The sequence below is a fragment of the Desulfuromonas soudanensis genome (assembly GCF_001278055.1).
In the GTDB taxonomy this organism is placed as follows: Bacteria; Desulfobacterota; Desulfuromonadia; order Desulfuromonadales; family WTL; genus Deferrimonas; species Deferrimonas soudanensis.
In genome coordinates this window covers 1465739-1489045 of record NZ_CP010802.1, presented here as the reverse complement: position 1 = coordinate 1489045, position 23307 = coordinate 1465739, and the positions used below count along the sequence as shown (strand labels likewise).

23 protein-coding genes and 1 other annotated feature are annotated in these 23307 nt (G+C 61.5%); of the genes, 2 read left to right on the top strand and 21 right to left on the bottom strand.

The window, feature by feature from the left end:
- Positions 1 to 27: 27 nt before the first annotated feature.
- The gene (gene queA, locus DSOUD_RS06695) at positions 28 to 1059 is read right to left on the bottom strand and encodes a tRNA preQ1(34) S-adenosylmethionine ribosyltransferase-isomerase QueA (protein ID WP_053550284.1); all 1032 of its coding nucleotides are present in this window, start codon (positions 1057 to 1059) and stop codon (positions 28 to 30) included.
- A gap of 648 nt (positions 1060 to 1707) precedes the next feature.
- Between queA and DSOUD_RS06690 the strand changes: the two genes are divergently transcribed.
- Positions 1708 to 3750, top strand: a complete 2043-nt coding sequence (locus DSOUD_RS06690; RefSeq protein WP_053550283.1) for an HD domain-containing phosphohydrolase — start codon at positions 1708 to 1710, stop codon at positions 3748 to 3750.
- A 53-nt stretch (positions 3751 to 3803) separates the two neighbouring features.
- On the opposite strand, the gene DSOUD_RS06685 is transcribed toward DSOUD_RS06690, so the two are convergent.
- The 10 genes from DSOUD_RS06685 to leuB all read right to left on the bottom strand — a co-directional run bounded on the left by DSOUD_RS06685 (position 3804) and on the right by leuB (position 12243).
- On the bottom strand, positions 3804 to 5597 hold the full coding sequence (locus DSOUD_RS06685; protein ID WP_053550282.1) for a YgiQ family radical SAM protein: 1794 nt from the start codon (positions 5595 to 5597) through the stop codon (positions 3804 to 3806).
- 2 nt (positions 5598 to 5599) lie between these two features.
- Positions 5600 to 5794: a DUF6485 family protein gene (locus tag DSOUD_RS06680; RefSeq protein ID WP_053552316.1), complete on the bottom strand. Its 195-nt coding sequence runs from the start codon at positions 5792 to 5794 to the stop codon at positions 5600 to 5602.
- 38 nt (positions 5795 to 5832) lie between these two features.
- Positions 5833 to 6870, bottom strand: a complete 1038-nt coding sequence (gene argC / locus DSOUD_RS06675; protein WP_053550281.1) for an N-acetyl-gamma-glutamyl-phosphate reductase — start codon at positions 6868 to 6870, stop codon at positions 5833 to 5835.
- 92 nt (positions 6871 to 6962) lie between these two features.
- Positions 6963 to 7355 carry a 30S ribosomal protein S9 gene (gene rpsI / locus DSOUD_RS06670; protein ID WP_053550280.1) on the bottom strand — a complete coding sequence of 131 codons (393 nt, stop codon included), beginning with the start codon at positions 7353 to 7355 and terminating at the stop codon, positions 6963 to 6965.
- A 21-nt stretch (positions 7356 to 7376) separates the two neighbouring features.
- Positions 7377 to 7805 carry a 50S ribosomal protein L13 gene (gene rplM, locus DSOUD_RS06665; protein WP_053550279.1) on the bottom strand — a complete coding sequence of 143 codons (429 nt, stop codon included), beginning with the start codon at positions 7803 to 7805 and terminating at the stop codon, positions 7377 to 7379.
- Between the two features lie 120 nt (positions 7806 to 7925).
- On the bottom strand, positions 7926 to 8375 hold the full coding sequence (locus tag DSOUD_RS06660) for a universal stress protein (RefSeq protein ID WP_053550278.1): 450 nt from the start codon (positions 8373 to 8375) through the stop codon (positions 7926 to 7928).
- A 78-nt stretch (positions 8376 to 8453) separates the two neighbouring features.
- Positions 8454 to 9188, bottom strand: coding sequence for a tRNA pseudouridine(38-40) synthase TruA (gene truA, locus DSOUD_RS06655; protein WP_053550277.1), 735 nt, complete (start codon positions 9186 to 9188; stop codon positions 8454 to 8456).
- Complete coding sequence (locus DSOUD_RS06650) at positions 9188 to 9946, bottom strand: CbiQ family ECF transporter T component (RefSeq protein ID WP_198300376.1); 759 nt, start codon at positions 9944 to 9946, stop codon at positions 9188 to 9190. The genes truA and DSOUD_RS06650 overlap by 1 nt, the downstream gene beginning before the upstream one ends.
- Positions 9947 to 10074: 128 nt before the next feature.
- The gene (locus DSOUD_RS06645) at positions 10075 to 11094 is read right to left on the bottom strand and encodes an aspartate-semialdehyde dehydrogenase (RefSeq protein ID WP_053550275.1); all 1020 of its coding nucleotides are present in this window, start codon (positions 11092 to 11094) and stop codon (positions 10075 to 10077) included.
- 60 nt (positions 11095 to 11154) lie between these two features.
- Positions 11155 to 12243: a 3-isopropylmalate dehydrogenase gene (leuB, locus tag DSOUD_RS06640; RefSeq protein WP_053550274.1), complete on the bottom strand. Its 1089-nt coding sequence runs from the start codon at positions 12241 to 12243 to the stop codon at positions 11155 to 11157.
- A 219-nt stretch (positions 12244 to 12462) separates the two neighbouring features.
- Between leuB and DSOUD_RS06635 the strand changes: the two genes are divergently transcribed.
- A complete protein-coding gene (locus tag DSOUD_RS06635) occupies positions 12463 to 12843 on the top strand; it encodes a DUF3147 family protein (RefSeq protein WP_053550273.1) in 381 nt (126 codons plus the stop codon).
- Between the two features lie 51 nt (positions 12844 to 12894).
- On the opposite strand, the gene DSOUD_RS06630 is transcribed toward DSOUD_RS06635, so the two are convergent.
- The 10 genes from DSOUD_RS06630 to DSOUD_RS06585 all read right to left on the bottom strand — a co-directional run bounded on the left by DSOUD_RS06630 (position 12895) and on the right by DSOUD_RS06585 (position 23237).
- Positions 12895 to 13095: a hypothetical protein gene (locus tag DSOUD_RS06630; protein ID WP_053550272.1), complete on the bottom strand. Its 201-nt coding sequence runs from the start codon at positions 13093 to 13095 to the stop codon at positions 12895 to 12897.
- A gap of 178 nt (positions 13096 to 13273) precedes the next feature.
- Positions 13274 to 13804, bottom strand: coding sequence for a 3-isopropylmalate dehydratase small subunit (gene leuD / locus DSOUD_RS06625; protein WP_053550271.1), 531 nt, complete (start codon positions 13802 to 13804; stop codon positions 13274 to 13276).
- A 44-nt stretch (positions 13805 to 13848) separates the two neighbouring features.
- Entirely contained in the window at positions 13849 to 15132 is a 1284-nt protein-coding gene (locus tag DSOUD_RS06620; protein WP_053550270.1) for a 3-isopropylmalate dehydratase large subunit, read from the bottom strand.
- A 162-nt stretch (positions 15133 to 15294) separates the two neighbouring features.
- Positions 15295 to 16833 (bottom strand): 2-isopropylmalate synthase, encoded by a 1539-nt coding sequence (locus DSOUD_RS06615; protein ID WP_053550269.1) that lies wholly within the window; start codon positions 16831 to 16833, stop codon positions 15295 to 15297.
- A gap of 166 nt (positions 16834 to 16999) precedes the next feature.
- Positions 17000 to 17223: a binding site (T-box leader), on the bottom strand.
- A 105-nt stretch (positions 17224 to 17328) separates the two neighbouring features.
- On the bottom strand, positions 17329 to 18093 hold the full coding sequence (pssA, locus tag DSOUD_RS06610; protein ID WP_053550268.1) for a CDP-diacylglycerol--serine O-phosphatidyltransferase: 765 nt from the start codon (positions 18091 to 18093) through the stop codon (positions 17329 to 17331).
- A complete protein-coding gene (locus DSOUD_RS06605) occupies positions 18090 to 18734 on the bottom strand; it encodes a phosphatidylserine decarboxylase family protein (RefSeq protein WP_053550267.1) in 645 nt (214 codons plus the stop codon). Before DSOUD_RS06605 ends, pssA begins: the two co-directional genes overlap by 4 nt.
- 99 nt (positions 18735 to 18833) lie before the next feature.
- Entirely contained in the window at positions 18834 to 19331 is a 498-nt protein-coding gene (gene ilvN / locus DSOUD_RS06600; protein ID WP_053550266.1) for an acetolactate synthase small subunit, read from the bottom strand.
- Between the two features lie 50 nt (positions 19332 to 19381).
- Positions 19382 to 21079: a biosynthetic-type acetolactate synthase large subunit gene (ilvB, locus tag DSOUD_RS06595; protein ID WP_053550265.1), complete on the bottom strand. Its 1698-nt coding sequence runs from the start codon at positions 21077 to 21079 to the stop codon at positions 19382 to 19384.
- A gap of 84 nt (positions 21080 to 21163) precedes the next feature.
- On the bottom strand, positions 21164 to 22834 hold the full coding sequence (gene ilvD / locus DSOUD_RS06590) for a dihydroxy-acid dehydratase (protein ID WP_053550264.1): 1671 nt from the start codon (positions 22832 to 22834) through the stop codon (positions 21164 to 21166).
- Positions 22835 to 23015: 181 nt separating this feature from the next.
- Positions 23016 to 23237, bottom strand: a complete 222-nt coding sequence (locus DSOUD_RS06585; protein ID WP_053550263.1) for an HP1242/YdcH family protein — start codon at positions 23235 to 23237, stop codon at positions 23016 to 23018.
- Positions 23238 to 23307: the final 70 nt, after the last annotated feature.

The following is a 23307-nucleotide window of genomic DNA, read 5'->3' as shown; positions in this document are numbered from 1 at the left end:
CCGGTCCCGCCGACTCCAGCGACCCCTCTAGAGGATCAGCATACAATCGCCGTAGCTGAAAAAACGGAAACCGTCGTTGACTGCACGGCGGTAGGCCTCGAGAACAAAATCCCGCCCGGCAAAAGCCGACACCAGCATCAGCAGCGTCGAACGCGGGAGGTGAAAGTTGGTAATCAGGGCATCGACGATCCGGAACTGGAAACCGGGATAGATGAAGAGGTCGCTCCCCCCCTCGCCGGCCATCAGTTGTCCCTCGGCGTCGACGGCATATTCCAGCGTCCGCGTCGTGGTCGTCCCCAGGGCAAAAACCCGCCGCCCTTCCCTCTTGGCCCGGTTGACTCCCGAGGCGGTGGCTTCGGGAATTTCATAGAACTCTTCATGCATGCGGTGGTCGAGGATGTTCTCCGTTCGCACCGGGAGAAAGGTCCCCAACCCCACATGGAGGGTCAGGGGGAGGACTTCGACACCCCTTTGCTTGAGGACCTGAAAAATCTCCGGCGTGAAATGCAGACCGGCGGTCGGCGCGGCGACGGCGCCCTGTTTACGGGAAAAGACCGTCTGGTAGCGCTCGCGGTCGAGGGAATCGTCCTCCCGGCGGATATAGGGGGGGAGCGGAATATGGCCGACCGCTTCCAGGGCCTCCAGGAAACTCCCCTCGCAAGTAAAACTGATGTGACGGTAAGGCTCTTGGCCCCCTTCGAGAACCGTCCCCGCAATCCTGCCGCCGAGAAGGAGACGGGTCCCGGGACGGGGCGTCTTGGAGCACTTGGTCAGACAGGCCCAGATTTCCTCCACCCCCGCCAGGCGCCTTACCAGGAGGACCTCGATCTTGCCGCCGGAGTCCCTGGCCCCGAGGAGCCGGGCGGGGATGACCCGGGTATCGTTGACCACCAGCACATCCCCCGGACGGAAATGATCGACGATGCCGGGAAAGTCTCCGTTGCTGATCGTTTTCGCGGACCTGCGCAGGACCATCAGCCGTGAATCGTCGCGATGGGGGAGCGGTGACTGGGCGATCAGGGCCGGAGGAAGGTCGAAATCGAAATCGTCAAGATGCATGTGAGACGGTTACCGTTACCGGCGAGATCCCGGTGAATACAGGGCTTAAATCAACCACAAACGTTAGTCAAAGTCAATTTCTTTTCACCCCTGACGGGCATGGAAACGGACCCTGGGGGCGCAGGAAAATGGGGGAGAAAAAGGCGGTTCAAAGCTTCGGTGAAGAGACCCCGGTGCCGTTCCGAAAAGGGGCGGCAAGGGATATTTCTGTTGCCACCGGAACCAAACTCGCTACGGTCGGCAGAAAACCCATTAGGAAACCCCAAGCATTTGCTTTTACGGCTCTTTTGGCTGACAACTTGCAAAATAAACGAGGTCGCCAAGGGCGGTATATTAGTGGCAGACGCCGTTCCTGTCAAGAAGAAGTCCCCGCCGGACCGTCCGTGTGCGGGACGCCTTGGCGGTTAGTGAAAACACCTTGCCTCTCAGGGAGAATTCCTATACCGTTTTTTCGAGTTACTCCTACGGCATTTGACCGGAAAAAACAACGAACGGCGGCAAATCCCGGCCCCCCTTCGACGGTGGAGCCTAAACCGGTGAATCGATCGGCCACAGCAGACTCCCGACCTCCGGGCCAGATGGGCCGCGATCCTTTCCCCATAAAAAAATCGTATTGAGGGTCCATCACTTTTTTGATGCAGGCATGACATGAATTCCCTCAAAATTAAAATTCTCGGCCTGGCTTCGGCGATCATGATCATGGCCGTCGCCCTGACCGGGTGGCACAACCTGCAGACCCAGCGGGCCATGCTTTCGCGCTTTGCCGACCAGAGCAGCCGGGTGCTCGGGGAAACGATCCGCAACAGCATCATCACCAGCATGGCCAACGGCCAGAATGCTGAAGTCGCCAATATCCTTGAAAAAATCAGAAAAGAACCGGCCATCGAAGCGGTGCGTATTTTCGACGAGGCGGGGCGCATCCTGGTCTCGGCCGACCCCGCCGAAAATGGCGAGCTGATTTCTTCTTCGGACCTTCACGCCTACCGCACCAAGACCCTCTCCTTTACCAAGACCCTCGAGAACGAACGGGAAGTTCACAGCACCATTCTCACCATTTACAACTCCCAGAGCTGTTACGGATGTCACGATTCCCAGATCGGCGTCCTCGGCGTCCTCAACGTCCAGGTCTCCCTCGGCGAACTTGTCCTCCTGCAGAAAAAGGGGCGTGAGGCTACGATTCTCTCCTCTGTCGGCATGCTGGTCATCCTCATCCTGACCATTTCCGGCTTCATCCTCTTCTACGTCGATGCGCCGATTCGCAAACTGATGGCGGCGATGGATTACCTTGAACAGGGGGATTTCGAGAGGGCCCACACCCGCGTCGGCAGTTCCGCCGAAATGAGCCTCCTGTCGACCAAGTTCAACCTGATGGTCGAACGCCTGAAGGGGCTCATGGAAACGGCGGTGCGCAACGAGCGGAAGATCGCCATCAACCAGGAAAAACTCGCTCATCACGATGAAATCCAGAACATGAACGTCACCCTGGAGGAACGGCTCCAGGAGATCGAATACCTCAACATCTCCCTGGAAGAGCGGATCGAGGAGATCGAGGAGGCCAACTACAAGATCGCCGACCTCGCCGGCGATCTCGAAGATCGCAACACCAACCTGACCAACGCCGTCAACCGCCTTTCGGCCCTCTACAAGATGGGGCTGGCCATCAACTCGACGATGGAGCACGACAAACTCTTCGAACTCCTCCTGAAAAAAACCATCGCCACCCTTCACACCAAGGTCGGCTATATCCTCCTCTTCGACAAGGAACGCTCGAGCCTGAGCATCGGCGGCTCCGTCGGCCTCCCTGACAACCTCGACCCCGACCTGCTCATCCCTCTCCAGGAGGGAGGCGTCTCGCACTGGGTCATCAACAACCGCCAGCCGCTCCTCATCCGAGAAATCGGTGCCTCCGGCGCATTCAACCGGGAAAGCATGCTCGGCTTCACCCGGGAGACGGTGATCTGCGCTCCCCTCATCGTCAAGGACGAGGTCATCGGCACCATCACCATGGCCAACAAGCTCGACCTTTCACCCTTTACCGGCGAAGACCTCGAGCTCCTGTCCACCATCGCCGCGCAGGCAAGCGTCGCCATCAAGAATGCCCGGCTCTATGAAGAACAGGAGCACACCTATCTGAGCACCGTACAGGCTCTGGTTTCGGCGGTCGAGGCCAGCGATCCCTATACGCGCGGCCATTCGGAACGGGTCACCCGCTACAGCCTGGCTCTGGCCCGACAGATGGAACTCCCTGCCGAATCGTGCAAGCGTCTCGAACAGGCGGCCATTCTCCATGACATCGGCAAGATCGGCATCGACCTCGCTCTCCTGCACAAGGAGGAGGATCTCTCCTCCGGCGACATCGACATCCTGCATCAGCACCCGTTGATCGGCGACCGGATTCTTGAGCCGATCCGCTTTCTGCAGGGGGTGCGGGAAATCATTGTCCAGCACCACGAACGCTTCGACGGCAAGGGGTATCCCCAGGGGATTCGGGGAGAGGATCTCCTCCTCGAATCGCGGATCCTCTCCGTGGCCGACACCTACGATGCCATGACCTCCGATCGCCCCTACCGCAAGGCATTGACTCACCGCACCGCACGGCGGGAAATCGAAAAAAACTCGGCAACGCAGTTCGATCCCCGGGTTGTCGATGCCTTTTTGATCCTCAGCGGCGAGGGGGGATTCACAGGCTGACCGATCAATGGGCTCAAAAACAAAAGGCCGGAGGTGAAATCCTCCGGCCTTTTTTATTTTCCCCGTCCCTTGCCGTGCCGCTCCCCGCCGAGGAGTTTATCTCCATCCCCTTCCCTGCCGCAGAGCTTGAGCGCCTCCAGAACATCCCGTCGATGCTCCGGCAGGTGGGAGAGAAGGAGCGCCTTCTGCAGACGTTTTTCCCCGGGGGCACGCGGAACGTGAACCTTCTCGCCGGTCAGGGGATCGACTCCGGTGTGGTAGATGCACGTCGAGAGGGTGCCGGGAGTGGGGGTAAACTCCTGGACCTGTTCGACCCTCAGGTTGTGACGACGCAAAAAGAGAGCGACATCGACCATGTCGGAGAGGGTGGCGCCGGGATGGGCGGAGATGAAATAGGGGACCACCCCCTGGCGCAGGCCGAGGGTCCGGCTGGCCTGCCGAAAGCGCTGGAGAAAGGCCTCGAATAGCCCCGGACCCGGCTTTCGCATCACGGCGGTAACCGTTGCGCACACCGACTCGGGAGCGACCTTGAGGAGGCCTCCGACATGGTGCTGCAACAGGGCCTCAAAATATTCCTGCTGGTGCTCCAGCAGATCGTAGCGGATGCCGGAGGCGATAAAGGTGTGGCGAACCCCCTCATGGCGGCGAATCTTGCGCAGCAGACGCACCGCGCGGCCGTCGGAGGTCACCAGGTTGCGACAGGGGCGCGGATAGAGGCATCCGGCCCGGCGACAGACGCTCCGCGCCGCCTCGTCACCGCAGGAGAGGCCGTACATGTTGGCCGTGGGACCGCCGACATCGGAAATGGTCCCCTTGAATTGGGGGTCGGCGACCAACCGCCCGACCTCCTCCAGCACCGACCCTTCGGAGCGGGACTGGATGAGTTTCCCCTGGTGATGGGTGATGGCGCAGAAGGCGCACCCGCCGAAACACCCCCGGTGGGTGGTAATCGAATGACGGATCTGTTCGAAGGCGGGGATGGCCTGACGGTAGGAGGGGTGGGGGCGCTTCTGGAACGGGAGGGCGTAGAGGCGGTCCAACTCCCCTTCGTCCATGGGGAAGGGGGGAGGATTGACCGTCACCCAGCGCTCCCCGTGCCGCTGCGCAAGGATTTTACCGCAGAAGGGGTTGTTTTCTGCGGCCGCCAGGCGGAAGGCCTCGTTATAGGCGGCCGGATCGGCGGAGACGGCTTCGAAGGAGGGGAGTTCGATCCCTCCCTCGGGGCGGCTGCGGTCGATCCGGGCGGTGCCGCGGATCCCCGCCATCGCCGCAGGAGACTCTCCGGCGGCGGCCCGGCGGGCGATCTCCAGCAGGGGACCCTCCCCCATGCCGAAGACGAGGAGATCGGCCTTGGCATCGACGAGGACCGAGCGGCGAACCCGGTCGTCCCAGTAATCGTAATGGGCCAGGCGGCGCAGGCTCGCCTCGATGCCGCCGATCACCACCGGCAGCCCCTTGAAGGCCCCCTTGACGGCGGCGCAGTAGGCGATGACCGCCCGGTTGGGGCGGGCCCCTGCAACTCCTCCCGGAGTGTAGGCATCGTTATTGCGGATTTTTTTTGCGGCGGTGTAGTGATTGACCATGGAATCCATGGCCCCGGCGGAAATGGCGGCAAAGAGCCGGGGGCGCCCCATCACCTGCAGGGACGCGGGGTCGCGCCAGTCCGGTTGCGCGACGATGCCGACCCGGTATCCCGCATTCTCGAGGACCCGAGCCAAAAGGGGAATGCCAAAGGAGGGGTGGTCGATATAGGCGTCCCCCGAGACGAGCAGGATGTCGAGTTCGTCCCATCCCCGGGCGAGCATTTCTTCCCGGCTCATGGGGATAAAGAGGGTCTTTTCTGACATGGTCAGAGGGTCTGATCCCTGAGGAAATGGGCGAGGCTGCGGTCGTAACTGGCCTCGCCTTCGGGGGAAAAGAAGCAGCCGGGGATTTCCCCCTTGCCGCGGTGGTAGATCACGCACTGGCAGCAGCTGCCGCGCTTGTCGCAGCTGGTGCAGGAACAGGTGCAGTGGGAGATATCCCGGGTGGCGATACAGTCCATGACAGATTCCTCGACCGGCAAGGGAGCGGTCTTTTTCATCAGGGGAAAAGGGGGAGGGCGGTGAGGCCGGCCTTCTCGTCGAAACCGAGCATCAGATTCATGTTCTGCACCGCCTGCCCCGCCGCCCCCTTGACGAGGTTGTCGATGGCGGAGACCACAATGACCCGGCCGGTGCGCGGATCGCTGACCAGGCCGATATCGCAGAAATTGCTCCCCCGGACGTAGGCGACGTTGGGGAGATTCCCCTCACCCAGGACCCGGACGAAGAATTCCTGCCGGTAGTGATCCCGGTAGAGCTCGAGGAGCTCGGCCGTCGACGCCGCCTTGCCGAGGTTGGCGTAACAGGTCGAAAGAATCCCCCGGTTGACGGGGAGGAGATGGGGAGTGAAATTCACCAGCACTTTTCTCCCGGCCAGAGCCGACAGAGTCTGCTCGATTTCCGGGGTATGGCGGTGATTGCCGACACTGTAGGCCTTGAAACCTTCGTTGACCTCGCAAAACAGACTCCCCACCTTGGCCGAGCGCCCGGCACCGCTGGTCCCGGATTTGCTGTCGATGATCAGCGAGTCGAGATCGACCAGTCCCTCGCGGAGCAGAGGGGCCAGAGCGAGGGCAACGCTGGTCGGATAACAGCCGGGATTGGCCACCAGACGGGCCGTGGCCACCTGCTTTCGGGAGATCTCGGGGAGACCGTAAACCGCTTCGGCCAGGAGGTGAGGACTGCTGTGCTTCTGGTACCAGGCTTCGTACTCCGCGACGTTCTGCAGCCGGTAATCGGCGGAGAGATCGACGACCTTCTTGCCGGCGTCCAGAAAGCCGGGGACAACGGCCATGGCGGTCTGGTGCGGAAGGGCGGTGAAGACGAAATCGGCCCGATCGGCGACCAGGGCGACGTCCGTCTCCTCGCAGCGCAGGGAGATCCGCTCGATCAGCGAAGGAAAGAGGGTGGAAATCTCCTCCCCGGCGTTCTGACCGGCGGTCACGCAGCTCACCTGCACGCCGGGATGATTCTCCAGCAGCCGAAGGAGTTCCACCCCGGTGTAGCCGCTGGCTCCGACAATGGCGACTCTGATCATAACGACCTCCCCAAAGAAGAAAAGGGAAACCCGCGGGTTTCCCTTTTTCCGTTGAACGTTTCGAGCCGGAAACCGACCGGCACAGCGACCGATTAACGCTTGGAGAACTGGAAGCTGGCGCGGGCGCCCTTGTGCCCGTATTTCTTGCGTTCTTTGATCCGGCTGTCGCGGGTGATAAAACCGGCCTTTTTCAGCACGCCGCGCAGCTCGACATCGATGGCGAGGAGAGCCTTGGTGATCCCGTGCTTGATGGCTCCGGCCTGCCCGGAAGGGCCACCGCCGCAGACATTGACCCAGACGTCGAACTTGCCGAGATTCTCGGTCAGTTCGAGGGGCTGGCGGATGACCATTTTCGAGGTTTCGCGACCGAAATACTCATCGATGGAACGCTGGTTCACGACGATATTCCCCGTCCCCGGCTTCATCCAGACGCGGGCGATGGACGTTTTTTTCTTACCAGTGGCGTAGAATCTTTGCTCTGCCATCTTTATCTCCTGAATTCAATCTTAAAGGACAAGTTCCCGGGGCTGCTGGGCAACATGCGGATGCTCAACACCGGTATAAACCTTGAGCTTTTTGAACATCTGCCGCCCCAGCTTGTTCTTGGGGAGCATCCCCTTGACCGCCTTCTTGATCAACTCCTCCGGCTTGGAGGCCAGGAGTTTTTCGGCATTGATGGAGCGAATTCCACCGGGAAAACCGGTGTGACGATGGTACATTTTGTTGGCCATTTTGTTGCCGGTCAGGACGACCTTTTCGGCATTCAGGACCACGACAAAATCCCCGGTGTCAACGCTGGGGGTGTAAATCGGCTTGTTCTTGCCCCGCAGAATCCTGGCAATTTCGGTGGCGGCGCGGCCAAGGACCTTGCCCTCCAGGTCGATGACAAACCAATCTCTCTTGATATCCGACTGTTTGGCGACTTGAGTACTCATTAAATTCCTCTCTAGACATAATTCTGCAAGGGATTACGGGGCTCACAGAAGCCGTGAAGTTAACGGAAAGGCGATAACATGTCAAGATTTTTTTTCGCGGGGCACCGGCAGGGCGGCGGGTCAAAGGACATTGGGCTTGATGCTCAGGACCGGACAGGAAGCGAGCTGGACCACCCTCTCGGCGGTGCTGCCGATGAGGAGGTGGGAGAGGCCGGTACGGCCGTGGGTGCCGATCACGATCAGATCGCAGCATTCCTCGTCGGCAACCCGGCAGATTTCCTTGAAAGGAATTCCGGAGCCGATGCGGGTCGTTATGGATAGTCCCGGGTGCCGCTCCTCCTCCCGGCGGGCCATCGCTTCCAGACCGGCCCTCCCCTCCTCCCTGTGCCGGGAGAGGTTTTCGCTCTCCCCGCCGAGATTGGAAAAGGCCTCCACATCGCCGCTGGCCACCACATGCAGGAGCAGATAGCTTGCCTGGAAGAGATCGGTGAAGGACAGGGCGAAGCGCAGGGTTTCGAGGCTGTAGCCGGAGAAATCGATGGGAACCAGAATCTTCAGGGGACGCTTCATGAAAACCTCGGTGGTTTGGGGACTTAAAAGAAAATATAACCCTCCATCCCCCCTTTGCAAGCGCTCACCGAAAGCATTCTAATACCAGACCTCCATCAGGCAGAGGCCGCGGGAAGGGGCGGTGCGCCCGGCCTGGCAGCGGTCCCCCCCTTCCAGCAGACGACCGATGTCGCCGGCCGGACGTTTCCCCATCCCTATTTCGACGAGAGTGCCGACCATCACCCGCACCATGTTCCGGAGAAACCCCGAACCCCGGACGTTGATGTAAAGAAGTTCCCCCTCGCGCACCAGGTCGACGGCATAGATCTCCCGTACCGTCCCTTTGGCCTCGCAACCCGAAGAACGAAAGGCGGCAAAATCGTGCGTGCCGACAAAAAGTCGCGCCCCCTCCTCCATGGCCGTCCAGTCGAGAGCGCCCCGCAGGTGCCAGGCGGTGCGGTCGAGGAGGGGAGAACAGACAACCCCCTGGTAGAGGGCGTAGCGATACCATTTCCCCCGGGCGCTGAAGCGGGCATGGAAATCGGCCGGAGCCTCCAGGGCCTCCTGAACCGCCACATCCCGCGGCAGCAGCCGGTTCACCCCCTCGCGGTAGGCGGCCAGCGGCAGGTTCCGTTCGGTGCGAAAATGAGCGACCATCCCCAGAGCGTGAACTCCGGAATCGGTGCGCCCCGAAGAGTGCAGAACCACGGTTTCCCCGAGGATCTGCGCCAGGGCGCCCTCGATGAGTTGCTGAATGGAGGCGCCCTGGGCCTGGCGCTGCCAGCCGATATAGGCGGTGCCATCGTAGGCGATGGTCAAGCGAATCGTGTTCATCAGGTCACCAGAAAAAGGAGCGCCACCCCGAGGGTACCGCAGAACAGGATCAGGATATCTCCCCCTTTCAGGGGGCGATGCACCCCGAATTCGAAGAGCCCCTGCTCGGGGACGAGGGGTTCGCCGCGAACAGCGGCATGGGCCAAATCATCGGCCCTCTCCACAAGCCGCAGCACCAAGGGAGAAACCATTCCCGCCAGGAATCGGGCGCCTTCGATCAGCCCCTTCCCTTCCTGACCCGAACCCTCGCCCCGACGGCGCACGGCCAGCGCCATGGCTTCCTCGCGGAGCACGGGGATGAAGTGGAGGATCACGAGGAGCAACTGGGTCCACTCCTGGACGGCCAGCCCCAGGCGCTTCAGGGGAGCAAGAAGAAGCGACAGGGCCCAGGTCAATTCCAGGGGAGAGGTGGTCAGGGTCAACAGGGAGGAAAGGAGGATCGCCAGGAGGAGACGGCTGCAGACCAGCAGACCGAGGAGGAGTCCGTCGAGGGAGAGCCAGGCGACCCCCAGGAGGGTCCGTCCCGGAGAAAAGAAGAGATGCAGGGCCAGCGTGAAGAGGAACAGAGTGCGCATGACCCGGATCCCCCGCCACCAGAGGCGCCACTCGATTCTCGACAGCAGCATCAGGGTCAGAACCAGGGGTGCCAGAAGGAGAAGGCGCTGCGGTCCCCCGGAGAAGGCGGCAATCACCAGCAGCGGCAAACCGACCAGCTTGAGGCGGGGGTCGAGACGGTGCAGGGGGGAGTTTCCCGCCACATATCGTCCGAGAGTGATCTCTGCAAAAAAAGTCATGGCGTAAAGGGGAGAAGAGGGGGCCGGCTGGCCCCCTCTTCTCGGATTTTCCCAGGTTCTGCCGCCGGTGATGGGCGACGGACGGCAGCAGGTTAGAGGTATGTTTCGGCGAGAATTTTGGCGATCTGCACGGCATTGGTCGCCGCCCCCTTGCGCAGGTTGTCGGCGACCACCCAGAAGTTGAGGGCCTGGGCGCAGGATTCGTCCTCGCGGATCCGGCCGACGTAGACCGAGTCCTGTCCTGCCGCATCGACCGCCATCGGATAGAGCTGACTGGCGACGTCGTCCCGGAGTTCGACCCCCGGAGCCGCGGCCAGGAGTTCCCGGGCCTTCTGGACCGTAATCCGCCCGGCGAACTCCACGTTCACCGACTCGCTGTGTCCGTAAAAGACCGGCACCCGCACCGCGGTCGCCGTCAGGCCGATGGCGTCGCTGCCGAGGATCTTTCTCGTCTCGTTGACCATCTTCATCTCCTCCCTGGTGTAACCGTTGTCGAAGAAGACGTCGATCTGCGGGAGACAGTTGAAGGCGATCTGGTGAGGATAGGCATTGCATTCGGCCGGACGGCCGTTGAGCAGTTCTCCGGTCTGGATGCGCAGCTCATCGATGGCCTTCTGCCCGGTCCCGGAAACGGCCTGGTAGGTGGAGACGACGATGCGGCGGATCGGGCTGAAATCGTGCAGCGGCTTGAGAGCGACCACCATCTGGATCGTCGAACAGTTGGGATTGGCGATAATTCTCTTGTTGACGTAGCGGGCGATCTCCTGAGGATTGACCTCGGGGACCACCAGGGGAACCTCGGGATCCATGCGCCAGGCACTGGAGTTATCGATGCACACGGCGCCGGCGGCGGCGGCGATGGGGCAGAATTCCTCGCTTATCCCCCCCCCGGCACTGAAGAGGGCGATATCGATGCCGACGAAGGACTCGGCGGTGAGGGTCTGCACCATGATCTCCTCCCCCTTGAACTCGAGGAAATTCCCCTCCGAGCGCTCCGAAGCGAGGAGCCGCAAGGCGCCGACGGGAAAGTTGCGCTCGGCGAGGATTTCGAGCATCTGGGTACCGACGGCGCCGGTGGCGCCGACGATGGCGACGTTGAACAGTCTGGACATGGGCAGAGTGATCTCCTGCCGGGGACAAAAGCCCCGGCTTTTATGCAAAGAAAGGGGCGCCTACAGATGGGCGATGATGGCATCGCCCATTTCGGCGGTGTTGACCTTCTTTTCCCCGGGGAGTTTCTGATAGATGTCGCCGGTGCGGTAGCCTTCGTCGAGGACTTTTTTCACCGCCTGATCGATGGCGTCGGCGGCCTCGGTCATGGCAAAGGAGTAGCGGAGCATCATCGACGCCGACAGGATCTGGGCGATGGGGTTGGCAATCCCCTGCCCGGCGATGTCGGGAGCCGAGCCGCCGGAGGGCTCGTACATTCCGAAACTCCCTTCGGCGAGGGAGGCGGAGGGGAGCATGCCCAGCGAGCCGGTCAGCATCGCCGCCTCGTCGGAGAGGATGTCGCCGAACATGTTCTCGCAGAGAATGACGTCGAATTGTTTCGGCCATTTGACGAGCTGCATCGCCGCGTTGTCGACATACATGTGGGTGAGGGCGACATCCGGATACTCCCTGGCGATGCCGATGACGACTTCGCGCCACAGTACCGAGGTGGAAAGGACATTGGCCTTGTCGATGGAGCAGACCTTCCTGTCGCGCTTACGCGCCGCCTGAAAGGCGACGTGGGCGATGCGTTCGATCTCCGAGACGCTGTAGCGCATGGTATCGACGCCGACCCGGTCGCGGCCGACCCCCTCGATCCCCTTGGGTTGGGAAAAGTAGATGCCGCCGGTCAGCTCGCGGATGACGAGAATATTGAAACCGCCGGCAATGACCTCCTCCTTGAGGGACGAGGCGCCGGTCAGCGACGGGAAGATGATCGCCGGGCGGAGATTGGCATAGAGCCCGAAGATTTTCCGCAGCGGCAGGAGGGCGCCGCGCTCCGGCTGCTCATCGGGAGGAAGGCTCTCCCACTTGGGACCGCCGACCGATCCGAAGAGGATGGCATCCGCCGCACGGCAGGTGTCGATGGTGGACTGGGGGAGAGCCTTCCCTTCCTTGTCGATGGCGACGCCGCCCACATTGGCGAAGTTGCGATCAAATGTGACCTCGAATTTCTGCTCGATCACATCGAGAACCTTCAGGGCTTCTGCCATCACTTCAGGACCGATGCCGTCGCCGGAGAGAACCGCGACCTTGAACTCCTTAGCCATGCCTGCCACACTCCTTTAATTTTGCCATTAAAATTACTTTCAAGCCGGGCAAACCCGGGAAAATCCGCGACTTTTCAAATGGGTGCAACTATAGAAACCCGCCAAATATTTGTCAAACACTTTTTCCCCTCCCCGGCCGCACAGCAAAAAAGACGGGTCATGGCTGACCCGTCCGGCTTGGCAACGACTGGGGAGATGTTACTCTTAATGCACAGTTTAATGCACAGATTCAGACTGGAGAGCGTCGCCTTGACCCACTACCTTGTCAAACTGCTGCTGACCGCCCTCCTGGTGGTTCTGGCCTCCGAGGTGGCCCGGCGCACTCCGCTGTTCGGGGCCCTTCTCGCTTCGGTGCCGCTGATCTCCGTCCTGGCCCTGACCTGGCTCTACGTCGACACGGGGGATGCCGAGCGCGTCGCCTCCTTCTCGACGGAAATCTTCTGGATGGTTCTCCCCTCCCTGGCCTTTTTCCCCTTGCTCTCTTTCTTGTTGCGCCACCGGTGCAGTTACTATCTTTCCCTGGCCATCGCTCTCGGCGCCATGTTCGCCCTCTACGCCCTGGCCATCTGGGTCCGGCAGCGCCTGGGGCTTCGGCTCTAGAAATCTCCCCGACAGGTTCCTAGGAGCCTGTCGGACCATCCCGATAAGCTCCTAGTGCAGGTCCTGCTGCTCGGAGGGGGGCAACCGCTCCACCCGCCGGCTGGCCAGCACCTGCATCCGTTCGGCGGTATTGCAACTCGATTCTGCGGCGTCGAGAAGGGCCAGTTGCTGCTGTGCCGAGAGATCTCTGAAATAGCGCAACAGAACAACCTCGTCCTTGCTCAGCGGATAGCCGGGACCGTTTTCTTTCATCTCCATCCTCCCTGGACAGGTGTGACCCCGCAACGACCGGGGTCCGACAGGAACGTCCACCAAGACTACCATAAATTAGCGAAACTTCACCTGGCGGCCGACCTGATTTGTCCGGAGATAAAAAAAAGGGGGGGGAGCCTAGCCCCCCTCCCCTGTCAGAAATGGCTACCGGAGCCCCTCAATAGCGGGCGTCGGCAAATTCGACCCAGCCTCCGGCCCGAACCAGTTCCTTGTCGAAGGGGCTCACCTCAAAGGAGAAGCTCTCGGTGCGGGCACCCCCCTTGGCGGTGAGCTTTTGCCCTTCGAGATCGACGACGATCTGAACGTCCCCCTCCTTTTCCAGAGCGAAGAGGCGCTCGAGATCGTCCGCGGGAAGCTCGATGGCCAACATCCCGCCGTTGAACATGTTCTGGCGGAAGATGCGCGCATAGCTCTGGGCGATGATGGTGTGGATATCGTTGACCTCGAAAACCCAGGGCGCATGCTCCCGGGACGATCCGCAACCGAAGTTCTGCCGCGAAACGACGACCCGGGCCCGGCGGAGTTTCTCACCATTGGGGTCAAACCCCTTGAGTTTGAGATCTTCGAGGCAATAGGGCTTGAGCGCCTCCTTGGTGACTTCGGTCAGGTACTTGGCCGGAATGATTTCGTCGGTATTGATGTCGGACCGGTCGAGGAAAATGGCCGGCCCTCCGAAGGACTTTTTCATATGTTCGACACTCCCTTAGGTGAAGAATTCGATTGCTGCCCCGGTTACTTGAGGGTCCGGGCGTCGGTGATCACCCCGGTGATGGCGCTGGCGGCGGCGGTGGCGGGGCTCATCAGGTGCACCATCCCCCCCTTCCCCATGCGGCCGTTGAAATTGCGGTTGCTGGTCGAGGCGCAGACTTCCCCTTCGGCGAGAACGCCGTTGCTCATCCCGAGGCAGGCGCCGCAGGTCGGGTTGGTGACGCAGAAGCCGGCGTCCATGAAGATCTGAATGATCCCCTCGGCGAGAGCCTCGTTGAAAATCTTCGGGGTGGCCGGGGAGACGATCCCCCGCACCGTATCGGCAATCTTGCGGCCTTTGAGCACGGCGGCGGCCTGGCGCAGATCCTCGATGCGGCCGTTGGTGCAGGTGCCGATGTAGACCTGATCGACTTTGCGGCCGGCGAGTTCCCCCACCGCCTTGACGCAGTCGGGCTTGTAGTCGTAGGTCACCTGGGGCTCGAGGGTCGAGACGTCGAAGTCGAGGGACTTCTCGTAGACGGCGTCGGGGTCCGAATGCCACCGGGTGAAGTCGGCCAGGGCCGCCTCGCGGCTGGCATAATCGCCGGAGATAAAGGGCCAGAGATAGTCGACGGTGACCTTGTCGGGGAGGCAGATGCCGCTGGTTCCCCCGGCTTCGATCGCCATGTTGCACAGGGTCATGCGCGAGTCCATGGTCATGGCATCGACCACCGGGCCGCGGAATTCGATGACGCGGTCCGTGGCGCCGTTGACGCCGAGGGTGCCGATGACGTGCAGGATCACGTCCTTGGCATAGACTCCCGGCGACAGGTCGCCGTCGAGATTGACCCGGATGGTTGCGGGCTCGCGAAAGGCGCAGACCCCCTTGAGGATGCCGACCTCGAGGTCGGTGGTGCCGACCCCGGCGGCAAAAGCGCCGAAGGCGCCGTGGGTACAGGTGTGGCTGTCCCCCATGATGACGGTGAATCCGGGGCGGATGTACCCCTTCTCCGGGAAGAGGGCGTGACAGACGCCGTTGCGGCCGACATCGAAGAAATCCTTGATGTCGTGGCGCCGGGCCCAGTCCCGGAGCATCTTGGCCTGCAGGGCGGTCTTGCTGTCCTTGGACGGCGTGACGTGGTCGATCACCGCCTTGATCTTGGTGTTGTCGAATACCCGGTCCTTGCCTCGGACCTCGAGATCGGCGATCGCCACCGGAGTGGTGATTTCGTGGCACAGGACCCGGTCGATATCCAGAACCTTGGTTCCGACAAACGGTTCGTCCCGCAGATGGGCGTCAAAGATCTTCTCTGCTATGGTCTTTCCCATAATCTCTCCTTGAATACAAATCCCTGTAAGTCGATGAGCGCCAGATCCCGGCAAGCCGCCTGCGGCGGTTCCCGAACCGGCAGTCGTTGATTTTAGCAAAAAACCCGAATCCCTGCCAGGGATGAGGGCCGGGCGAGAAATCCGCCGCCCCCTTCCGGACGCCTAAAGGTGGACGTTGGTCCGCAGGATGGTCGACGCCGCCTTGTTCAGGGCATTGATATAGGCCTTGGCGCTGGCGACGATTATGTCGGGATGGGCGCCCTGCCCGAGAATCTCCCGGCCGTCCTGCTCGAGGCGTACGGTGCACTCCCCCTGGGCATCGGTGCCGCCGGTGATGGCGCCGACGGAAAAGCTCAGGAGGCGAGAGGTGCTTCCGGTGAGCTTCTTGATCGCCTTGAAGGTCGCATCGACCGGACCGTCGCCCATGACGGCGGTCTTTTTGATCTTGCCCTTCACTTCCATCTGCACCGTCGCCGTCGGGGCGGCAAAGGAGCCGGAAGTGACGTTCATCTGCAGCAGTTTGAAGGTCTCGGGGACGCGGATGATCTCGTCGGCGACGATGACATCGAGGTCTTCGTCGAATATTTCCTTTTTCTGGTCGGCCAGGGTCTTGAAACGGACAAAGGCCTTTTCCAGGTCCTCCTTGCCGAGCTCGTAGCCGAGATCGCTGATCCGCTGATTGAAGGCATGACGCCCCGAATGCTTGCCGAGAACCAGTTTGTTCTGGTTGAGGCCGATCGATTCGGGGGTCATGATTTCGTAGGTCGACTTGTCCATCATGACGCCATGCTGATGGATACCCGCCTCGTGGGCAAAGGCGTTGGCGCCGACGATCGCCTTGTTGGGCTGCACGACGATCCCGGTGATCGTCGAGAGGAGGCGGCTGGCGGCGTAGATATGCTCGGTCTTGATGTTGGTGGAAAAGGGGAGGATGTCATGGCGGGTGCGCAGCGCCATGACCACCTCTTCGAGGGAACAGTTCCCGGCACGCTCGCCGATGCCGTTGATGGTGCATTCGACCTGCCCGGCGCCGGCCTGGACGGCGGCCAGGGAGTTGGCGACCGCCAGCCCGAGGTCGTTGTGGCAGTGCACCGAAAGGATCGCCTTCTCGACGTTGGGCACATTCTCCTTGAGGTAGCGGATGATGTTGAAGTACTCGGTGGGGATGGTGTAGCCGACGGTGTCGGGGATGTTGACGGTGGTCGCCCCGGCGGCAATGACCGCCTCGACGACCCGGGCGAGGAAGGGGAGACGGGTGCGCACCGCGTCCTCGGCGGAAAATTCGACGTTGGGGGTGTAGTTGGCGGCCCGCCGCACCGCCTTGACCGCCGCTTCGACCACCTGATCCTCGCTCATCTTGAGCTTGAATTTCATGTGGATGTCGCTGGTGGCGATGAAGGTGTGAATCCGCCCGCGCTCGCCGGCGTACTTGAGGGCCTCCCAGGCCCGGTCGATGTCCTTGTCGTTGGCCCGGCACAGACCGGCAATCTGCGGCCCCTTGATGACCTGGGCGATGCGCTTGACCGCCTCGAAATCGCCGTCGGAGGCGATGGGGAAACCGGCCTCCATGACATCGACGTTCATCTTCTCGAGCTGGTGGGCGATGCGGAGCTTCTCTTCGATATTCATGCTGGCGCCGGGAGACTGCTCGCCGTCGCGCAGGGTGGTGTCAAAAATCCGGATATTGGTGGTCTGGCTCATATTGCCTCCTTGATTGTTCCGGCTCCGATCACTGATGGCGGGGCGGCCGGGGTATTGATGTCGTCGTCCAGGTTCCAGGTCTCACGGAGAGCATCCCTGATTCTAGCTCTCCAAGGTCCGATTCCACTCAACCACCCCCTCTCCCATAAAAAAAAGCTCTCGCCCCTGCAGGGGCGAGAGCTTGCGCTTCGCGGTACCACCCTGTTTTGGTCCATGCGGACCCTCTTCGACCTTTTACGCAGGCTCACGGCGAAAACTGGCGCCCCGAAAGGGGACGGTTCATCTCCGCGGCTCCGAGGCGAGTTCGGTTCGACCCTGTACCGGCTTGCAGCGACCGCCGGTTCTCTGGGACAGGGGGGAGAACTTACTACTCCTCTTCAACGCCTTTAAAACACTGTCCGAACATGAAACCAGAATCGCCCGGTCCCTGTCAAGATTTTTCCGGGAAGGGGACGGTCTCTTCCCATTATTTCAACGGGACCATACACCGTTTGATCAGGCGGAATCGGATTTTTCCCGGCGCGTCCGGCGCATGAGCCGCACCAGGTAACCCACGGGTCCGGAGAGGATGTAGCAGAGGAAGATCGAAAAAAACATGATCTCCGGCTGCGCCACGATCACCCAGACCAGCACGATCGCCAGAACGAGGAAGCCGAAGGGCTGGCGCTTCAGGAGTTCGGGATCCTTGAAGGAATAGTAGCGAAAATTGCTGACCATGAGAAAGGCCAGCAGGTAGATGAGGACCAGAACCGAGACCTGTTTGATGGTTCCCGGTCCGCCGAGATGGTGGAAGAGGAGGACGCAGGAGGCTACCATGCTCGCGGCGGCGGGGATCGGCAGACCGACGAAACGCTTCGATTCGACGGTGTTGACCTGCACGTTGAAACGGGCCAGGCGCAGGGCGCCGCAGACGACAAAGAGGAAAGCCGCCATCCACCCGAGCTTGCCGAAGGGCTTGAGAGCCCAGGAATACATGAGGATGCCGGGAGCCACTCCGAAGGCGACCAGATCGGCCAGGGAGTCGTACTCGACGCCGAAGCGGCTGGTGGTCCCGGTCATGCGGGCGACCTTGCCGTCGAGGGCATCGAAGACCGACGAAATAAGGATGAACCAGGCGGCAACGTGGTAGTTGCCGTTCATGGCCGAGACGATCCCGTAGAAACCGGCGAAGAGACTCCCCGTGGTGAAGAGGTTGGGGAGGATATACACCCCTTTGCGCAGACCTGTGCGCCGGTCGCAGGAAGGATGCTCTTGGGTCATTTGAGATAACCGAGTATCGATTCGCCGGCCACCGTCCGGTCACCGACCTTGGCCAGGACTTCCGCCCCTTCGGGAAAATAGACGTCGACCCGGGAACCGAAACGGATCAGGCCGTAACGCATCCCCTTCTCCAGCTGGTCGCCGACGACCGGGTAGGTGACGATGCGCCGGGCGATCAGACCGGCAATCTGCACGAAAAGGAGGTGCTGTCCCCCGGCGACTTCCATAAAAATACCGGCCTGCTCGTTCTGCAGACTGGCCTTGTCGAGAGCGGCATTGAAAAACTCCCCTTTGTTGTAGAACATCTCGATCACCTTGCCGCTGGCCGGGGCGCGGTTGACGTGGACATTGAACACCGACATGAAGATGCTGACCTTGGTGACTTCGGCCTTGAAGAATCGCTCTTCCATGACCGTCCCGACGAAGATGACCTTGCCGTCGGCGGGGGCCAGGACCGCTCCTTCCTCCTCGGAAGGGTAACGCTCGGGGTTACGAAAGAAGTAGACGGTAAAGAGACTCAGAAAGAGAAAGACCAGGGTCACAAATCCCCACCCAAGAAGAGCGAAGACCAGGGTGATGAAGGCAAAGAGAGCAATAAAGGGGTAGCCTTCGGTGGCGATGGGCTGATTTTGGTTGCGCATGGCAGAAAATCCTCAATTCGGTCAGGCAGGAAGAAAAGTGGGGCGACTCACCCCATCGAACTGGCATGACGATCAGTGGCAGTGGCGGACCAGGTTCGATTACTCCGATCCCTTCCACCCTTTGCTGCCGCGGCCGAGGACCACGGGGCCGGAGCGGACCAGTTCCTTGATCCCCATGGGACGCAGCAGCTCGATCAGGGCATCGATCTTGGTCGGCGCCCCGGTGATCTCGAGGGTATAGGAGCGGGGGGTGACGTCGACCACCTTGGCCCGGAAGATATCGGCGATCCGCAGCACCTCGGCGCGGGTCTCCTCTTCGGCGTTGACCTTGATCAGGACCAGTTCACGCTCTACATAATCCTGGCCGGTAAAATCGATCACCTTGATGGTGTCGATGAGCTTGTTGAGCTGTTTGTTGATCTGCTCGAGAATCTGCTCGTCCCCGGAGGTGACGATGGTCATCCGGGAAACGCTCGGATCGAGGGTCGGAGCGACGGAGAGACTGGCAATATTGAAGCCGCGTCCGGAAAAAAGCCCGGCCACCCGGGACAACACGCCGAATTCATTCTCCACCAGCACGGAAATCGTATGATTCATCGGATCAAACTCCCTTGGACGGATAGTCGGTTGCGTTTCGGGACCGGCGGTCAGGACGCCAGAACCATCTCGTTGAGGCCGGCGCCGGCGGGGACCATCGGCATGACGTTCTCCTCGCGGGCCACCTTGAACTCCATAATCACCGGACCGGGGGTCTCCAGGGCCTGGCGGATCACCCCCTCGACCTCTTCGGGGGTCGTCGCCCGCAGCCCCGTCGCCCCGTAGGCTTCGGCGAGCTTGACGAAATCGATGGGGAGTTCCATGCAGGTCTGGCTGTAGCGGCGGTCGAAGAAGAGCTCCTGCCACTGGCGGACCATGCCGAGGAAGTTGTTGTTGAGAATTGCGATCTTCACCGGCAGCCGGTACTGAACCAGGGTCGCCAGCTCCTGGGAGTTCATCTGAAAGGAGCCGTCCCCGGAGATGTCGATGACCTGCCGATCGGGAAAGGCCACCTGGGCGCCGAGGGCCGCCGGCAAACCGAACCCCATGGTTCCGAGCCCGCCGGAGGTGAGAAAGGTGCGGGGCTGGGAAAAGTCGAAGAACTGGGCTGTCCACATCTGGTGCTGACCGACCTCGGTGGTGATGATCGCATCGTCGTTCGTGAGCTCGCGAATCTTTTCAATGACGAACTGCGGCTTGATCACCGCCCCCGTCTGCTTGTAGGACATGGGGTATTTCTTCTTCCAGCCGGCAATCTCGGCGCGCCAGGGGGCGGTGCGTTCCACCAGCTCCCTGACTTCGTCGTCGTGCTCCACGAGCTTTTTCACCATGGTCTGCAGCACGTCGCGGAGCTCGCCGACGATGGGCAGATCGACCCGGACGTTCTTCTTGATGGAGGTCGGGTCGATGTCGATGTGGATGATCTTGGCATGGGGGGCAAAGGTGGAGATCTTCCCCGTGACGCGGTCGTCGAAACGAGCCCCGACAGCGATGAGCAGGTCCGATTCAGTCACCGCCATATTGGCGTAATAGGTGCCGTGCATCCCCAGCATCTCCAGGGAAAGGGGGTGCCTTTTGGGAAAAGAGGCCATCCCCATCAGGGTGGTGGTCACCGGGGCCTGGATGGCCTCGGCAAAGGCGAGAAGTTCCGGCGAGGCATCGGAGAGGGTCGCGCCGCCGCCGACGTAGATGACCGGCTTTTTGGACGCCAGAATCATCTTCACCCCGTTTTCGACCTGGCGCACGTTGCCGGAAAAGGACGGCTTGTACCCTCGCAGGTCGACGGTGTCGGGGTAAACGAAGCGGGTGCTGGCCATCTGCACGTCCTTGGGGAGGTCGACCAGTACCGGTCCGGGACGGCCGGTGCGGGCGATGTAGAAGGCCTGCTTCAGGATCCGGGCCAGATCCTTGACGTCCTTGACCAGGTAGTTGTGCTTGGTGACCGGACGGGTGATGCCGATGATGTCGGCTTCCTGAAAGGCGTCGTTGCCGATGAGCGGCGTCGGGACCTGGCCGGTGATGATCACCATGGGGATCGAATCCATGTAGGCGGTGGCGATGCCGGTGATGGTGTTGGTCGCCCCCGGTCCGCTGGTGGCGATCGCCACCCCGACCTTCCCCGTCGCCCGGGCATAGCCGTCGGCGGCGTGAACGGCGGCCTGTTCGTGCCGGTTGAGGATGTGCCTGATCGGCGAATCGACGAGGTCGTTGTAGATATTGATGACCGTTCCCCCGGGATAGCCGAAGACGGTGTCAACCCCTTCGAGATGCAGGCATTCCAAAAGAATCTGTGATCCGGTTTTTTTCACCTAAAGCCTCCTCCACCGCTATGCGTTCAAAAATCAAATCCGGCGCGCGGTATCTCCCCGAGCCGCGCGCCGCAACAAAATATTCTATTCGCTCTTAAGGACCGCACCTGTATTGGCCGAAGTCACCATGGCGGCGTAGCGGGAGAGCCACCCCCCCTTGATCTTCGGTTCCGGCTTTTTCCAGAGGCTGCGGCGCGCACTCAACGTCGCTTCGTCGACCTTGAGTTCGAGGCGCCGGTTGGGAATGTCGAGGAGGATGAGATCGCCCTCGGCGACCAGGGCAATCGGCCCCCCTTCGGCGGCTTCCGGGGAGATGTGACCGATGCAGGGGCCGCGAGTCCCCCCCGAAAACCGGCCGTCGGTAATCAGCGCGACGCTGTCCCCGAGGCCGAGCCCCATCAGGGCGGCGGTCGGCGCAAGCATCTCCCGCATCCCCGGCCCTCCCTTGGGGCCCTCGTAGCGGATGACCACCAGGTCGCCGGCGACGATGTTTCCCCCCATAAGGGCCGCCATGGCCAGTTCCTCCGAATCGAAGCAGCGGGCCCGCCCCTCGAAGACCATCATCTTCTCCGAGACCCCCGACTGCTTGACCACCGCCCCGTCGGGGGCGAGATTGCCGTGAAGAATGGCGATCCCCCCCTCGGCCCGCACCGGGTCGCTGACCGGACGGACAACCTCCTCGTCGACCTTGGCGACGCTGGCGATGATCTCCTTGATCGTCGGCCCGGTCAGGGTCGGATTGTCGAGAATCTTCTCCCGCAACTGGTAGAGAACGGCGGGGACGCCGCCGGCGGCATCGAGATCTTCCATGAAGTGCTTGCCGCCGGGGTTCATCGAAGCCAGCTGCGGCGTCTCCCTGCTCAACCGGTCGAATTCCTTCAGGGGGAGTTCGACTCCGGCCTCCCGGGCGATGGAGAGGAGATGGAGGACGGTGTTGGAGGAGCCGCCGAGAGCCAGATCGACGCGGATGGCGTTTTCGAAGGCCTGCCGGGTGAGGATCTGCCGGGGGGTGATGCCGTCCTGGACGAGTTTGACGATCCGCTCGCCGGAGGCAAAGGCGATGCGCCGTTTCAGGGACGAGACGGCGAGGGCCGTGCCGCAGCGCACCAGACTCATCCCCAGGGTTTCGGTGAGAATCGCCATGGTGTTGGCGGTAAAGAGCCCCTGGCAGGAACCGGCGGTGGGACAGGCCTGGTCCTCGCAGACCATGAGCTCTTTTTCGTCGATGACCCCGGCCTTGTAGCGAGCCATCGCCTCGAAGGTATCGGTGACGAAGGAGAAGCGCCGCCCCTCCGTCCCCCGGCCCGCCATCATCGGCCCGGCGGTGACGACGATGCAGGGGATGTCGAGGCGGGCGGCGGCCATGAGCATCCCCGGGGTGATCTTGTCGCAGTTGGTGAGGAGCACCAGACCGTCGAGGCGGTGGGCTTCGGCGACCGATTCGATCATATCGGCGATCAGCTCCCGGGTCGGCAGGGAGTAGTGCATCCCCCGGTGTCCCATGGCGATGCCGTCGCAGACCCCGGGGATGCCGAAGAAGAAGGAATATCCCCCGCCGCTGTGAACACCCTTTTCGATGAACCGCTCCAGATCGCGCATCCCGGTGTGTCCGGGGATGAGATCGGTAAAGGAGGTGGCGATGCCGATAAACGGCCTGTCCATCTGGCTGTCGGGAACCCCGGTCCCCTTGAGGAGGGCCCGTTGCGGAGTCCGTTCGAAACCTTTGGTGATGGCGTCGCTGCGTTTGCTGGTCATGGGATCTCTCTGTCCTTTTTTTTTGCTCGGGCCGAATAAAATAAACGACAGGGGCCGTACGACCCCTGCCGGCTGAAGCGGTATGGCTGGGACGAATATCGAAGGGAGGCAAGCCGGCCCTGAGGGGGCAAAGGGTCCGGGCACCGGCCCGAACCCGAAGGCAACCGGGAGCGGCGCGGCGCTAAGTTCGCAGGGTGCGCAGGATGCGATCCATCTCATCCTTGCCGGCCAGTTTAAGTTTCTGGACCTTCTTTCGTTCCAGCTCCTCGTCGACGGTCAGAAAGGACTTTTGATCGAGATTTCGCAGGTCTTTTTCCAGCAACGCATGTTCCTCAAAGAGCATCCGGAAACGCGGGTTGCCATCGAACAGCTGCTGAATCAGATTCGTGTCGTTCTCCTCCATCGGTCACCTCCCTGCAAGGGGTTAACAAAGGGGTCCTAACGCACTTTTCAAGATAGCGAAAGGGATTTTC

What these genes read in the sequence shown, in the direction of transcription:
- queA (WP_053550284.1), bottom strand. Translation starts at nt 1,059, where the DNA reads ATGCATCTTGACGATTTCGATTTCGACCTTCCTCCGGCCCTGATCGCC.
- DSOUD_RS06690 (WP_053550283.1), top strand. Translation starts at nt 1,708, where the DNA reads ATGAATTCCCTCAAAATTAAAATTCTCGGCCTGGCTTCGGCGATCATG.
- DSOUD_RS06685 (WP_053550282.1), bottom strand. Translation starts at nt 5,597, where the DNA reads ATGTCAGAAAAGACCCTCTTTATCCCCATGAGCCGGGAAGAAATGCTC.
- DSOUD_RS06680 (WP_053552316.1), bottom strand. Translation starts at nt 5,794, where the DNA reads ATGGACTGTATCGCCACCCGGGATATCTCCCACTGCACCTGTTCCTGC.
- argC (WP_053550281.1), bottom strand. Translation starts at nt 6,870, where the DNA reads ATGATCAGAGTCGCCATTGTCGGAGCCAGCGGCTACACCGGGGTGGAA.
- rpsI (WP_053550280.1), bottom strand. Translation starts at nt 7,355, where the DNA reads ATGGCAGAGCAAAGATTCTACGCCACTGGTAAGAAAAAAACGTCCATC.
- rplM (WP_053550279.1), bottom strand. Translation starts at nt 7,805, where the DNA reads ATGAGTACTCAAGTCGCCAAACAGTCGGATATCAAGAGAGATTGGTTT.
- DSOUD_RS06660 (WP_053550278.1), bottom strand. Translation starts at nt 8,375, where the DNA reads ATGAAGCGTCCCCTGAAGATTCTGGTTCCCATCGATTTCTCCGGCTAC.
- truA (WP_053550277.1), bottom strand. Translation starts at nt 9,188, where the DNA reads ATGAACACGATTCGCTTGACCATCGCCTACGATGGCACCGCCTATATC.
- DSOUD_RS06645 (WP_053550275.1), bottom strand. Translation starts at nt 11,094, where the DNA reads ATGTCCAGACTGTTCAACGTCGCCATCGTCGGCGCCACCGGCGCCGTC.
- leuB (WP_053550274.1), bottom strand. Translation starts at nt 12,243, where the DNA reads ATGGCTAAGGAGTTCAAGGTCGCGGTTCTCTCCGGCGACGGCATCGGT.
- DSOUD_RS06635 (WP_053550273.1), top strand. Translation starts at nt 12,463, where the DNA reads ATGCACAGATTCAGACTGGAGAGCGTCGCCTTGACCCACTACCTTGTC.
- DSOUD_RS06630 (WP_053550272.1), bottom strand. Translation starts at nt 13,095, where the DNA reads ATGAAAGAAAACGGTCCCGGCTATCCGCTGAGCAAGGACGAGGTTGTT.
- leuD (WP_053550271.1), bottom strand. Translation starts at nt 13,804, where the DNA reads ATGAAAAAGTCCTTCGGAGGGCCGGCCATTTTCCTCGACCGGTCCGAC.
- DSOUD_RS06620 (WP_053550270.1), bottom strand. Translation starts at nt 15,132, where the DNA reads ATGGGAAAGACCATAGCAGAGAAGATCTTTGACGCCCATCTGCGGGAC.
- DSOUD_RS06615 (WP_053550269.1), bottom strand. Translation starts at nt 16,833, where the DNA reads ATGAGCCAGACCACCAATATCCGGATTTTTGACACCACCCTGCGCGAC.
- pssA (WP_053550268.1), bottom strand. Translation starts at nt 18,093, where the DNA reads ATGACCCAAGAGCATCCTTCCTGCGACCGGCGCACAGGTCTGCGCAAA.
- DSOUD_RS06605 (WP_053550267.1), bottom strand. Translation starts at nt 18,734, where the DNA reads ATGCGCAACCAAAATCAGCCCATCGCCACCGAAGGCTACCCCTTTATT.
- ilvN (WP_053550266.1), bottom strand. Translation starts at nt 19,331, where the DNA reads ATGAATCATACGATTTCCGTGCTGGTGGAGAATGAATTCGGCGTGTTG.
- ilvD (WP_053550264.1), bottom strand. Translation starts at nt 22,834, where the DNA reads ATGACCAGCAAACGCAGCGACGCCATCACCAAAGGTTTCGAACGGACT.
- DSOUD_RS06585 (WP_053550263.1), bottom strand. Translation starts at nt 23,237, where the DNA reads ATGGAGGAGAACGACACGAATCTGATTCAGCAGCTGTTCGATGGCAAC.